The 13,495-nt window shown below is 65.2% G+C and carries 10 protein-coding genes; 6 read left to right on the forward strand and 4 right to left on the reverse strand.

The annotated features are described in order from the left end of the window. Positions 1-35: 35 nt before the first annotated feature. Entirely contained in the window at positions 36-2,006 is a 1,971-nt protein-coding gene (locus N4S67_RS18135; RefSeq protein WP_260994387.1) for an acyl-CoA dehydrogenase family protein, read from the forward strand. A gap of 30 nt (positions 2,007-2,036) precedes the next feature. On the opposite strand, the gene N4S67_RS18140 is transcribed toward N4S67_RS18135, so the two are convergent. Beyond that, positions 2,037-2,513 (reverse strand): LppP/LprE family lipoprotein, encoded by a 477-nt coding sequence (locus N4S67_RS18140; protein ID WP_260994388.1) that lies wholly within the window; start codon positions 2,511-2,513, stop codon positions 2,037-2,039. Between the two features lie 158 nt (positions 2,514-2,671). On the opposite strand from N4S67_RS18140, the gene N4S67_RS18145 reads away from it, so the two are divergent. From N4S67_RS18145 to N4S67_RS18155, 3 genes are read left to right on the forward strand one after another with little or no spacing between them, the layout of a single operon-like run. Next, positions 2,672-3,172, forward strand: a complete 501-nt coding sequence (locus tag N4S67_RS18145) for a binary toxin-like calcium binding domain-containing protein (protein ID WP_260994389.1) — start codon at positions 2,672-2,674, stop codon at positions 3,170-3,172. Positions 3,173-3,203: 31 nt separating this feature from the next. After that, positions 3,204-3,695 (forward strand): hypothetical protein, encoded by a 492-nt coding sequence (locus N4S67_RS18150; protein WP_260994390.1) that lies wholly within the window; start codon positions 3,204-3,206, stop codon positions 3,693-3,695. A gap of 45 nt (positions 3,696-3,740) precedes the next feature. Beyond that, a complete protein-coding gene (locus N4S67_RS18155) occupies positions 3,741-4,595 on the forward strand; it encodes a hypothetical protein (RefSeq protein ID WP_260994391.1) in 855 nt (284 codons plus the stop codon). Positions 4,596-4,648: 53 nt separating this feature from the next. On the opposite strand, the gene N4S67_RS18160 is transcribed toward N4S67_RS18155, so the two are convergent. The 3 genes from N4S67_RS18160 to N4S67_RS18170 all read right to left on the reverse strand — a co-directional run bounded on the left by N4S67_RS18160 (position 4,649) and on the right by N4S67_RS18170 (position 11,132). Beyond that, positions 4,649-8,908 carry an Ig-like domain-containing protein gene (locus N4S67_RS18160; protein ID WP_260994392.1) on the reverse strand — a complete coding sequence of 1,420 codons (4,260 nt, stop codon included), beginning with the start codon at positions 8,906-8,908 and terminating at the stop codon, positions 4,649-4,651. Between the two features lie 620 nt (positions 8,909-9,528). Next, complete coding sequence (locus N4S67_RS18165; protein ID WP_260994393.1) at positions 9,529-9,864, reverse strand: hypothetical protein; 336 nt, start codon at positions 9,862-9,864, stop codon at positions 9,529-9,531. A gap of 35 nt (positions 9,865-9,899) precedes the next feature. After that, positions 9,900-11,132 (reverse strand): FAD-dependent monooxygenase, encoded by a 1,233-nt coding sequence (locus N4S67_RS18170; RefSeq protein WP_260994394.1) that lies wholly within the window; start codon positions 11,130-11,132, stop codon positions 9,900-9,902. 322 nt (positions 11,133-11,454) lie between these two features. Here N4S67_RS18170 and N4S67_RS18175 point away from each other — a divergent pair, with 322 nt between their 5' ends. Both N4S67_RS18175 and N4S67_RS18180 read left to right on the forward strand, forming a co-directional pair. Next, positions 11,455-12,558, forward strand: a complete 1,104-nt coding sequence (locus N4S67_RS18175; RefSeq protein WP_260994719.1) for a VOC family protein — start codon at positions 11,455-11,457, stop codon at positions 12,556-12,558. After that, positions 12,555-13,490, forward strand: a complete 936-nt coding sequence (locus tag N4S67_RS18180) for a fumarylacetoacetate hydrolase family protein (protein WP_260994395.1) — start codon at positions 12,555-12,557, stop codon at positions 13,488-13,490. The genes N4S67_RS18175 and N4S67_RS18180 overlap by 4 nt, the downstream gene beginning before the upstream one ends. Positions 13,491-13,495: the final 5 nt, after the last annotated feature.

Consider the following 13,495-nt stretch of genomic DNA (forward strand, 5'->3'; position numbering starts at 1 on the left):
GTTTGCCTGGCCTGATCCCGGGCTACCGTCGAGGTATGACCACCACTGCGGAGCACCTACGCAACACGCTCGACGGTCGCTGGCGCGACGTGAAGAACAGAATGCGGAACGAACTCTCCAGCGAGATCTTCCGTCCGCACTACACGCCCAACACTGTGATCGCCCGCACGAAGGTGGGCGAGCAGATGAGGATCATGGCGGCACAAGGCGCCGCCGAGGACGGCTTCAAGAAGGAGTACGGCGGCAACGGTGACGTCGGCGCTGCCATCACTCAGATCGAGATGCTCGCGATGTCCGACCTGTCGTTGATGGTCAAGGCAGGTGTGCAGTGGGGCCTGTTCGGCGGGGCGGTCGAGAACCTCGGCACCGAACGCCACCATGAGGCGTACGTCCAGAAGATCATCGACCTCGATCTGCTGGGCTGCTTTGCCATGACCGAGACCGGTCATGGCAGCGACGTGCAGGCGCTGGAGACGACTGCGACCTACGATCCGGACACGCAGGAGTTCGTCATTGACTCCCCCACCCCCACGTCGCGCAAGGACTACATCGGCGGCGCCGCTGAAACCGCCCGCGTGGCCGCTGTTTTCGCACAGCTGATCACGCAGGGCGAGGGTCACGGCGTGCACTGCTTCGTCGTGCCGATCCGCGACGACGAGGGCAACGACCTGCCGGGCGTGACCACCTCGGACTGCCATTACAAAGGTGGGCTGCCAGGTGTGGACAACGGCCGCATCCAGTTCGACAAGGTCCGCGTCCCGCGGGAGAACCTGCTCAACAAGTACGCCGATGTGGCCGAGGACGGCACCTACTCGTCACCGATCGAGAATCCGGGCCGCCGGTTTTTCACCATGCTCGGCACGCTGATCCGGGGCCGCGTGACGGTCGGCGGCAGCGCGGGCGCCGCCGCGCGCGTCGGGCTCGATATCGCGACACGGTATGCGCTGAAGCGCAGACAGTTCGAGGCGCCGGGTGACGACAAAGAGGTCCTGCTGATGGATTATCTGGTCCATCAGCGCCGACTGCTTCCGCTGATCGCGAAGTCGTATGCGTTGCAGTTCGCGCAGAACGAGTTGGTGGCCAAGTGCCACGAACTGCAGACCGCCGAGGAACCCGATCCAGAAGAGCAGCGGGAGTTGGAATCCCGCGCCGCGGGCCTCAAGGCGGCCAACACCTGGCACGCCACCGCCGCGATTCAGGAGGCGCGTGAAGCATGCGGCGGCGCAGGCTATCTCGCCGAGAACCGCCTGATTGCGCTGAAAGCCGACACCGATGTGTTCACCACCTTCGAGGGTGACAATCACGTCTTGACTCAGCTGGTGGCCAAAGAGCTGCTGACCGCCTACGCCGACGACATCAAGGGCATGAGTCCGGTTGAATGGGTGCGGTTCGCCGCGAACTTCGCCGGCGAGCGGGTGCTCAAACGCACTGCGGCCGAGACGATCATGCAGACCATCCTCGACACCCGACAGGACAACGAAGAGGAAGGCAGCCTGTTCAACCGCGGCACCCAGGTCCAGATGTTCGAGGATCGCGAGCAGTACATGCTGGCCACGGTGGCACGGCGCCTGCAGGGCAAGTCCAAGGAGATGAGCGCGTTCGACGCGTTCAACTCCGTACAGGATCACGTGCTGCACACCGCGCGGACGCACATCGAGCGAATCATTCTGGAGGCGTTCGTCGCCGGTATCGACTCGTGCGAGGACGAGGAGGCCCGCAAGATCCTGAACATGGTGTGCGACCTGTACGCGCTGTCGGTGATCGAAAAGGATCGGGCATGGTTCATGGAGCACCGTTTCCTGTCCACCGAGCGCGCCAAGGCCGTCACCCGGGGCATCAACGAGCGGTGTCGCAACCTGCGTCCGTACGCCGAGATGTTGGTCGACGGTTTCGGCATCCCCGAGCAGCTGCGTTACGCGGAGATGCTGCACCCGGAGAACATTCCTGACGCCGATGAGCACGAAGAGAAAGACGCGACCAGCGCGGGCACCATCGGGCCGAAGTAGCGTCGGCCGCAGCAGTTTCGCGACGTGTGATTACGAGTTCGGGATCGGGTCAAGCGCCTTGAGTTTGCCGTCCTCGATCGAGAAGCGCGCCTGGCCGATACCCGTCGGACAGCACGCCGGCTCCTGACCCTGGCGCCACTGGTACTGAACGGTGGCGTTGTCGTTGCCCGTGGGCGTCACGGTGATGTACGGCCGCGGCTCGGGCGTCGGCGTGCCGATCGGCGTGCTGCGGTCGAAGAACAACACCTGCTGGGGACTGTCGGAAGCATCTCCCCCGGCGACCACCACCCAGTGCAGACGGCAGTCGGCCGCGTGACCGCGCGACGCCTCCCGCCACTGTCCGGCCGGCAACCGATTGATCTCATCGGAGATCGCATCCGCAGTCGGACCGTCGGCCGGGGTGCAGGCGACCGACGTCGTCGGTGACGCCGACGGCGGGCTCCACCCGCAGCCGACGCAGAAAAGGGCGCAGAGCAGAACCGCGGCGATGATGCCGATACGTCGCATGGCGCCAAGCCTACGGGCGGTCATCGCGGCATAGCCCTGAACCGCTCCGAATCACGGGTCGTCAAACCATAGGGGAATCCCTAATTCAAATCATCGAGTCGCTGCTTACCGTCGATTCACCGCCGCAGTGCGGAACTGGTGAGGGGAGCGAGAATCCGATGAGCAGACTCAAGAAGTCTTCGACGGTGGGGCTGGCGGCCTGTGTATCGATGGTGGTCTTGGCGCCCTATGCCTCCGGCGCGCCCCTCGATCGCGGTGACGCCGACGGGGACGGGATCGTCAACCACGTCGAGATCAACCAGTACAAGACGAATCCGGACAGCGCGGACAGTGACCGGGACGGGACGAACGATGCGGACGAGGTATTTCGACATCGAACCGATCCGAACAATCCCAACACCGACGGCGACGGGGAGAGCGACACGTTCGAAATCGCTACTGGCACCGATCCGTTGGTGAGCAACCTCGCGCCGAGACCGACCAAGTCGATCGGAAAGAAGCCCCCGCCGACCGAAGAGCGCCCCGACCGGGACGGTGACCAACTGTTCGACAGTGACGAAACAGAGGTGTACGGGACCGATCCGGACAACCCGGACACCGACGGCGATGGGATGCGCGACGGCGAAGAAGTCTGGGTCGGCTCCGATCCGACGGGCTAGGCAAAGGGTTGCGATGAGCTGAGGAGAAACGATGACGACTGCTACCGCCTCCATCTCGATCACCCGCACCGTGGTCGCGGCAGCGACCGCAGCTGCGGCACTCGCGTGGGCCGGCCCCGTTCACGCACGGCCACCGTTTCCGATCGTGCAGCCCGTCGGGGTGGCCAACTGCACCCAGCCGGAGGGACAACTGTGTCCCGGCATATCGTCCGCGCCACCGATCGACCCCCGAACCCCCACCGTCAAAGTCGATTTCAGCGCCAGCTCCGACCACTGCTCGGCCATCATCGCCCACATCTTCGTCGACGGAAACGAGTGGGGCAGCAACGTCGTCGCACCCGGTCAAAGCGACGGTGGCCACGAGATTCCGTTGGGCCCCGGCCAGCACAACATCGGCGTACAGGCCGAGGGCGTCACCGGCGGCTGCAATACCGGAAGGCTGGCCTCATGGGGCGGCACTCTGCGCATCGAAGAGATCGGCGATCCGTACCGCGGCGACGGCATCTTGCCGCCTCCGGCGTAACCGCCCGCTGACACCCGACAACACCCAATCCGACAGGAGCCCGGCATGACTCATCCACCCGCGGTGCGGTTCGGCATCGCTGCCGCAGCTGCAACCGTTCTCGTCGTTGCCGTCGGCGTCAGCCCGGCCGCGGCCCAGTCGCTTCCCGCGCCGAAGCTTCAGAGCCTGCGGTTGGAAGGCACGCAAGCCTACGTCGCGTTCCAGGACCTGAGCGAGGAGGAGAGCGGCTTCACGATCACCGTGCGAGAACGCGACAATCCGGACCGAGTGGTCCTCGACCATGCCCCGCTGCCCGGCGGCGGCGCTCCCGGCAGGAACCGCGTCGTCACCCAGCAGGTCGGCAACCTGCCGTCGGGAGTGCCGCTGTGTGCCTCCGTCCAATCATGGGGGTTGAGCACCGACGGCGGTGTCGCTGAACTCGCCGGGCTCGAAAGGGTTTCGGGGCCCTCGAACACCGTTTGCGCCGATCCCGCGACCGCGGCCAGCGCCACCGATCTTGCGCTGGAGAACATCAGGGGCAAGGCAGAGCAGCAATGGACGACGGTGCAGAGTCAGGCGCCCGCCTATCTCGTGGCAATCCGCAATCCCGGCGGGGACGCCACCGGCATCACGGTCGACGTCAGCACCTCGGGCGTGGCGACGCTGTCCGATCAGAGCGCTGGAGCCGGGGGCTGGACGGCGGCTGGCTTCGCGTGCGCACCCCGCGCCCCCTCTGGGGGTGAGACGGCGGCATTGCGCTGCACGGGAGGCAAACTCGCGAAAGGTCAAACGACCAGTCCGGCGGTGATCGTCAGGTTCACCGGGCCGGGTAACGGGACCATTCACGCGTCGATCAGCGGACCCGGCGCCGACGCCAATCCCGGCAACAACGGCACCGCGCTCAGCGTCCGGGTTCTGTGAGAGTTCGCAACGACGGCGAAGCCGTTCACTGGACCGATCGATGAACGGTGTTCCTAGGTGCGCAACCGCACGTTCTCCAGGATGATCGTCGTGACCATGCCCATCGCAGGCTTGGCGCTCCAGTCCGCGCGCAGCAGTCCCATATTGGCGGCGTTGACGTCGGACTCGGTGTTGTCCTTGATGGTTTGTATGAATGCCGGTCCGGCGAACGCGAGGTTCCGCCAGGTCCGCAGGAAGTCACCGATGAATGCGGCCTGACTGTCCTCCGACACCAGGTGCGAGGGTTGACCGTATTCGGTCGCCCAGATCTTCTTGTTCCCGTCGCCGTTGGCCACCATCAGCTTGTAGATCTCCTTGGCCTGCCACAGTGGCGCGTTGATGGTGCTGCCGCCCTTCGAGAACTGCAGGCTGTACAGGTACGGATGGAACGACAACGCGTCGAAGTAGCCTGCCGCGCCCGCGGCGTACATCTCCTTGACGAACCGGACCGGGTTGGCGGTGAGGTTGAGCCAATCGATGACCGAAGCGACCGAGCCTGCGATCACGACCGCATTCGGGTCAGCGGCTTTGATTACCGGGTACGCGGCCTTGAGGATCTCGGTGTACTGCGCGGCGTTGGGGCCCGGAGCCCAGAACCCGACGTAGTTCGGCTCGTTCCAGATCTCGTAGGCCGAGACCTTGCCGGCGTATCGCGTCGCGACCATCCCGGCGTACTCGGCGAACTCGGCCGGGTTGGCCGGCCGGCCGGTGAGTATCGGAACGTTGGGCACCGAAGCCCAGATCGGCGGTGAGTTCAGCACCGCGAGCACTTCGATGTTCCGTGCGGCGGCGCCGTTGACCGTCCGGTCGACCGCACCCCATGACCACCAGTCGTCGAAGGCTTCGACGCCCATCCACGGCACCAGGATCCTGATGTTGGTGACGCCGGCCGCCTTCAGCAGATCGAGGGCCTTGTCGGTCTCGGCCTGGGTGAAGAAGTACATCTCCTGTGCCGTGACCGCGATGGTGGTGGAGCGCTGGTCCATGGCCGACGTCAGCGGCGGGGCCACCTCGACCGTGACCGTCACCGAGGTCTTCACTCCCAGAGCATCGGTGACACTGACGGTGAACATGTCGGTGTCGACACCCGCGGTGGCCGCGGCGGCGTACCGGGCGTCGACATTCGGCACGTAGACGAATGTCCCGGCGGCCGCGTCGACTTTCACCAGGCCCTTGGCCGGCCCCGCTGCCACGGTGTAGGACACGCCGGTGGCGGGGTTGACCGCCGTGATCTTGCCGGTGACGGTTCCGATCGCGAGTGTCGGATTGGCGGCCTGGTACCCGCTGTTCGCGGGCATCGCCGGTGCGACGGTCAGCGTCAGCGTCATCGTCGCGGTGCCGCCGTATCCGTCGGTGACCGTGACCTTGACGGTGTCGGTCTTGGTTGCGGTGGTGGCCCCGGGCGCCGCGGCGGCCTGACGCGCGGGCGCCGTCGGTGTGTAGCTGAACGAACCGTCGGGCTGCATCGTGAGCGTGCCCTTCGCCGCCGCCGTCGCCTTGTAGGTCAGCGTGTCGTTGTCGATATCGGCGAATTTTACTGTGCCCGTTACCGTTCCGGTGGCGGTGTTGGTGGAGGAGCCGATGGTCGGCGTGCTGGGTATCGAGTTACTGGGCCTGATGCTCACCGTGACCGTCTTGACCACGACCCCGCCGTGCCCGTCGTCGACGGTGACGCTGAATGTGTCGACCTTGGCATCTGCGGGTGCGCCGAGTTTGGCGGCTTGGTGGCGTGCGGTCGCGGTCGGCGTGTAGGTGAACGCCCCGGTGGCGGTGTTGACGACGACTGTTCCCTTCAGCGGGGACGCGGCCGCGGTGTAGGTGCGGACATCGTTGTTGCCGTCGGTGGCGCTGACCTTGCCGGTGACGACGCCGGTCGTGGTGTTGGGTGTGCCCACAGTCGCCGAGACGACGGGAGTCTTGTTGGCGGGCAGGATATTAACGGTGACCTGGGCGATGGCCGTCGCGCCCTTGAGGTCGGTCACGGTCACGGAGAACGTGTCTGCGGTGACGTCGGTGAGCGCGCCGACCTTCGCTGCCGCGTGCCGGGCCGCGGCGGTCGGGGTGTAGGTGAAGGTGCCGTCCGCTCTGACGCTGAGGGTGCCCTTCTTCGGGCCCGTCGCCACTGAGTACTTGAGCACGTCGCCGTTGTCGGGGTCGGTCCCCTGGACCTTCCCCGTGACCACACCTGTCGTCGGTATGGGGGCACTGAGGTTCGGGGGGCCGACCTGCGGTGCGCTGTTGGTTGGCGGTAGCGAGACGACGTGCACCGCACCGGAGGCTGAGTCGGTGACGTATAGCTTTGTACCGTCTGCGCTCTGGACGGCTCGCGGAGCAGTCGAGGGCGTCGCTGTTGGGGTCCGGGTCGCGAACGAGCCGAGCACTGCCCCGGTTGTCGTGTCCAGCGCCCTGACCGCTCCCCGGGCATCGGTGACGAACAACGCACTGCCGTCACGGCTCACCGTGACGCTTGCGGGCACACCTCCGACGGTGTGGGTGGCGAGGACGGCCCGCGTGGCGGCGTCGACGACCTTGACCGTGCCGTCCGCCGAGGCGACGTACAGCCGCTTGCTGTCGCCGCTGATCGCCAAAGACGTTGGTGTGCTGGAGAATGTCGCGATCACCGCCGAGGACGAACTGCCGACAAGCGCCACCGTACCGCCACCGGCGGCGGTACCGCTGATGACATACAGCTTGGTGCGGTCGGGGCTGATGACGATGTCGGTCGGTCGCGCTCCCGTCGGCAGTTTGACGGTGGCTGTGGTCCAGTAGGTCAGGTTGATTTTGCGCAACGTGCCTGCGTCCAGGCTGGTGACGTAGAGGACGGTTCCATTGGGGTGGATGGTGACGGCGCTCGGCGTCGCGATCGAGAGAGTTTTCACGACGGCGCCAGTCGTGGTGTTCACGACCTTGACGGTGTTGCCTTCCAAGCTGGAGACATAGATTCGCGTTCCGTCGTGCTTGACGGCGATGCCGTCGGGCGCGGCTCCGACCGCGATGGTACGGATCACGGCGTTGGTGACCGTGTCGATCACCGTGACGGTGCCCGCTGCCTTATTGGTGACGTAGGCACGAGTGCCACTGATGGCTATGGCATGTGCGCCGCCGACGCCGCCGATTACTGCCGCTCTGTTGAGCGGGTACGCGCTGACCGGAATGTTGACGACGGTGGCCACGCTGTTGGCGCCGTCGGACACGGTGACGGTCATGGCGATGGTGGCGTTGCCGGTGAGCGCAGCTGCGATGCGCTGGGAAATGGTTGGCGTGTAGGTGAATTTGCCTGTGCTGTTGTTGAATACCAGTGCTCCGCCGTTCGGAGGCGTGGTCACGGCGTAGGTGGGCGTGCCGCCTTCAGGATCGACGGCGACGACTTGGCCGGAGACGGCGCCCGTCGCGACGACGGGTTTGCCGAGGACGACCTCGACGTCCGGCGGACTGTCGGCGGCGGCGGCAAGGCTCAAGAGCGCGGGCGCCGATTCCGTCGCCAGCGTGAGGCTTGGCGCGTCGACCCCGACCTGGCGGCGGGCTACGGCCAGCAGCGCCCAGCCGAGGGGCGAGCTGTCCGGGCCGCCGGGCAGCGCGTCGAAGACCCGCGACAGGATCGGCGTCAGAACGGCTTGCAGCATCGCGTTGATCGTCGTGACGGGCGTTGCCGCGATCGGCTGTGTGCTCGCTCGCGACGGGTTGGGTGCGCTCAGCACGACGCTGGCCGTCTCGGAAGGCTTGTCTATTTCAATCGCGGGGACGACGACCTCGGCGGTGTCGGCCCCCACGGCCTCTACGGTCTGTGCGCTTGTCTGCGTCGCCGGAGAATCGATGGAGGACGGGATGTCCTGGTCGACCTGGTCGCGGCCGTCCGTGTCGGGCACCGCGTCGTCGTCGGCCGGTCCCGGCGAGGAGTCTGTGTCTTCGAGTTCCTCTTCGTCGTCGGTCGAGGTCTGAGCTCCGCCCGAGTTCGACACCACGACTCCGGGTGCGACCTCGACTGTCTGAGCCGACGGGGATGACGACGGCTGCGGTGCAGGATCCGCTGCGGGGTTGCCTCCGACGTCTGTGGGTTCACCCACATCAGTGTGTTCGCTTGCGGGACCCGCGGGAGCGTTCGCGGCGGCGCCGACGGAGTCGACCGAGGCCGTGTCCGAATCGCCATCCGCGGACGGAGCGGACGCGTCCGTCGTCTCGGCGAAGGCGATGCCGGCCGGCGGTGCAATAGCGCACCCGATTCCCAGTGCCACAGCTAAAGCGCCGACGCGTCCGATGTGTTTGCTATATCCCATTTCTGGAACCCCCGCTTGCTGAGAGTTTCGTGCGTGTACCGCGCCGAGCCGGGGCGGTGGCGTGCAATTAGTGAGACTGCAAAATTAACTTCTGCGCAAACAAAATAACCCCATTTCAGGAGGGTTACAAGGTGATCTTGTTTGCGCGATCATGATCAGATCTGCGGGATGCCAATCGTTACATCGGCGCGCGAGTTAAGCAAAGTTCTTTGCTACTCGAGGGCCCCATAACCTGGCTTATGGATGATTTTGTCGTCGAATTAGCAAACATCGGAAAGATATGTATTTCCTAATGCCGTCAGCAAAGCCAATCCACGGCACGGAACGGTTGGCTTGAGGCGGCAGGCGGTCGGGGGTTGGCGGCACAGCCGACTCAGGGCACTGGGAGGGCCTTATCTCGGCGCCAGGCCCCGACAGTCACCTGCGCATCCGAGCGGCGATGCTGAGTGATCGCCGGGTCACGAGAGCTACCGGGTGTTGACCGAGGGGAGAGATACCTCGCCGGGTCCCGGTAGCCCGCCCAGGTCGTGCTCGCTCATGCTCGCGGTGAGCAGCGCGAGGTAGAACGGTCAAATCGTGGTCAGCGATCAGAACTTCGGTTCGGTTCGCGAGTCATCGATCTATGTGGACCTCGGGACGCCCCCGGGGCGCGTGGCTGCGGCGGCTAACAAGGGCATGCCGATAGCGTGTGCGTCAGCAGTGGCGGCGTACACGTAGCGGTCGGGCCGGACAACCACAAACTTCACGCCGTGGGAGCACATGACGTCCCACAGCTGGCCCGTTGGATCGCCGAGTTCGTCACGTTCGACAACGGAGGTACCGGGCCGAATCGTGAAGAATCGCGCCCCATAGCGCTCCCACGCATCCATGGCGGCCGCTGACATCGCCGTTCGCGGGTCCTCGTCGAGCCCGAGGATGGCCCACCCCGGCCCGAGGGCCTCGTCGATGGAGGTCATGTGAGTTCCGGGTAAGGCAACCCGCGATGGTGCGATCAGGTATCCGACCAGTGCGTTCCGCCGTCCCGCGCGCGCAGGCATCCTGGCCCCAGAGGCGTCGGCGCGCCGAAGCGGCGTAGGAGCGCTGCCATGACTCCCGGAATCTTCGTGGCGGCACGAAACGCTCTGTCGCGCAACCGGGCTATGGTGTGATTCGATGTCATGACGATGCGGCCGAAGGTCACGGCGCGGTGGGTCATCGCGTCGTGGTGAGGTTCGCGTTCGGTCTGATAGGTGTCGAGCAGGTCGTCGCTGGCTCGGCCACGCACCACGGCCTCGAGTTTCCAGACGACGTTCGCTGCGTCGCGGAATGCACCCGATATGCCCTGACCGGCAAAGGGTGGCATGACGTGGGCGGCATCGCCGAGTAGGAGCACCCGCCCCACCCGCCACTGCTGGGCCTTCCGGACGTGGAACGTGTACGACCAGGTGCGGGCGATGTCGACGTCATCGGGGGTGACCCCCTCTTCGGCGAGCAACTTCCACACGTTGTCCTCGTCGAGCATGGCTTCGGCGTCCTCGCCCGGGTTGACCCTCCACTCCCATCGGTAATAACCACCGGGGCACGGGCACCGCACACCCGGGCGATCGGGCGAACAGACGAAGTCGAAATGCGGATCGCGGTGCAGGGGACGCTTGACGAGCGCCTGCACGTCTATCCACTGCTCCGCGTACGACGTCCCGGCGAAAGCGACGCCTAATTGCTTTCGCAGAGAACTGCTACCACCGTCACACGCCAGCACGTACTGCGCTCGCACGTCCCGTCGATCACCATCGTCGTTGCCCAACCGAAGTGTCACCCCATCGGAGTCCTGGTCGACGAACTGAGCGGTCCAGCCCGCTTTGATCTCGACCGCGGCATAGCGCTTCAGGCCGTCCCGCAGGGCGCGCTCCAGTGACGGCTGGTGAAAGAAGTTGGTCAGCGAATGCCCGGTGTATGCAGTCGGCTCCGCCGGGGTAGCCAGAAACGGTTTTCCGTCCAGCCCGACGAACCTGGCCGTCACACCCAAGTGCATGTGGGCGGTGACCTCGTCGTAGAGACCGAGCCCGCGAATCACCCGCAATGCCTCGTCGTCTAGGGCGATCGCCCGCTGGCGCTCAAAAATGGCGAGATCGCGCTCGATGACCAAAGTGTGCAGGCCGAGGCCCCCCGCAGCGTTAGCCGCGGCCGCCCCAGAGGGGCCGAAGCCGACGATGACGACGTCGTACACGCTTATTTCGCTGGACATGACCACGACCTCTCGTCCTCACGCGACCCGGCATCGCACGGCACACACCGATCAGCAAGTGAGGAAATCGTCACATGCGACTACAGCGTCAGTCAATCACCGGTCTGCGCGCAGATCTCCAGTGCAGGTCAACGGGACGACGCCACCCGGCGATGAGCTCGGCCGCGTAAAATACGACCCCCGAATGCCCTCTAACACAATTCTTCATTAGTGAGGATTTCCTCAGCAGACTTGACTGATCATCAGCTCGTATGTGACGATTTCGTCACTGCAGGTGGAGGAGGTGTCAGTGTTTACCACGCATGCGGATGCCCACAGTGATATGCATTTCGACCAGGGGGCCCTGCCTGGCGAACATTCGGGTCGTTCGAAGAATCCGATCATCAAAGTGCACGACCTGGCGTGGCTGGAGTTCGAGAAGCCCGATCTGACGCGGGCGGCGACCTTCGCCCACGACTTCGGCTTCGGCATCACCCTGCAGACCCGCGATGAGCTGCATCTGCGCGGCACCGGCGTCGGAGCGCCGTGTGTCCTCATCCGGCGGTCTAATCGTTCAAGGTTCGTCGGCGCAACATTCGCCGCCCAGGACGCGGCGGACGTGGTCACGCTGGCGAAGGCGACCGGTACCCGCACTCAGCCTTTGCCGGAAACTTTGGGCGGTATCGCCGTCGAACTCACTGATCCCAGTGGATTGCCGGTTCGGGTGGCTTCGGGTATGCACCAGCTCTCAGCGCTGCCCACCCAGACCCCGCACACCTTCAACTTCGGCGGCAAACTTCACCGCACGAACGCGACGCAGCGCCCACCACAGACGCCGGCTACGGTTGAGCGGCTCGGCCACGTGGTGCTCCAAACGACCAAATTCCAAGAAGCGTTGAACTGGTATCTCGATCACCTCGGGCTGATCGTCAGCGACTTCCTCTACTACGCCGGGCAGCGCGAGCGTGGCCCCGTCATGAGCTTCATCCGCTGCGACCGCGGGCAATCACCCGCCGACCACCATTCCCTGGCGATGGCCCTGGGCCCGCGCAACCGGTACGTGCACTCGGCCTACCAAGTCTGCGACCTCGACGCCATGGCAGCAGGCGGGGAGTACCTCAAAGACCGCGGCTACCAACATTCGTGGGGCATCGGCCGTCACATCCAGGGCAGTCAGATCTTCGACTACTGGCGCGACACCGACGGCTTCCTGGTCGAGCACTTCAGCGATGGCGACATGTTCGACGACACACTGGAACCGGGCTGGGCGCCGATGGCCGCCTCCGGCCTCGCGCAATGGGGCCCCCCGGCCACCAAGGACTTCCTGGGCATCGCGCCGGGGCGCGAAGCCCTCGATGAACTCAAGTCCATCGTCACAGCCATCCGCAACGACAACGAATTCGACCTCACCCGCCTGCGCGGCCTAATGAAAGTTGCCACCTCGTGACCGTGTCCATCATGAGAACCGCCGAAGCCTGGTGGGTACTGACCCCCACCGGCGCCGCCAAAGTCGACACCAACGCGCAGACGACCGCGCAGCTCCTGGCCGAGCGCACCGCCATCAGCGATGCCGCGGCGCGCGGCCACACCGTGCCCGTCGACGAGCTACATCTACTGTCGCCGATCACCGCGCCATGCCGGGTCGTGGCACAGATGACGAACTTCGTCTCCCACGTCGTCGATGCCAACATGAACCCGAAAACCGTGCCGCTCACCTTCTTCCGCAAGACCTCCGGTTCGATCAGCGGACCATTCGACGACATCATCAAGCCCAGCCACGTCACCCTGCTCGACTACGAAGTGGAAGTCGGCCTGGTCATTGGTCGCGACATGCCCGTCGGATCGTCCCTCACCCAGGCCAATCTGGCTGAGTACATCACCGGCCTGGTGATCACCAACGACGTCTCCGCGCGCGACGTCCAACTGTCGAAAACCCAGTTCTTCGAGGGCAAGTCGTACCCGACGTTCACTCCGGTCGGACCGCGGTTGGTTCTCATCGACGCCGAGGAACTGCGACGCTTCACCGACCTGCGCCTGCAACTGTGGGTCAACGGCGAACCCCGCCAAAACATGACCGTCGCCGACATGATCTACCCACCGCTACACACACTCCAGGCACTGGCCCGCTTCCAGCACCTGCAAGCCGGCGATCTCGTCCTGACCGGAACGCCGGTGGGTACTGCGTTGAGCGCGCCGCCCAAACCCGTCGAGAAGATCGGCGCCCTGCTGCCACCTGAGCTGAAGTGGAAGGTCTTCTTCAAAAAACAGGCCCGAAACCCCAAGTACCTGAAGCACGGTGACGTCGTCGAACTTGCAATAGCCACCGACGACGGGGCCCTCGACCTCGGCCGGCAACGCACGGTGGTCAAAGACGCGTGAGCCAA

Origin of the sequence: Mycobacterium deserti (genome assembly GCF_025345615.1) — a bacterium.
Taxonomy (GTDB): Bacteria; Actinomycetota; Actinomycetes; order Mycobacteriales; family Mycobacteriaceae; genus Mycobacterium; species Mycobacterium deserti.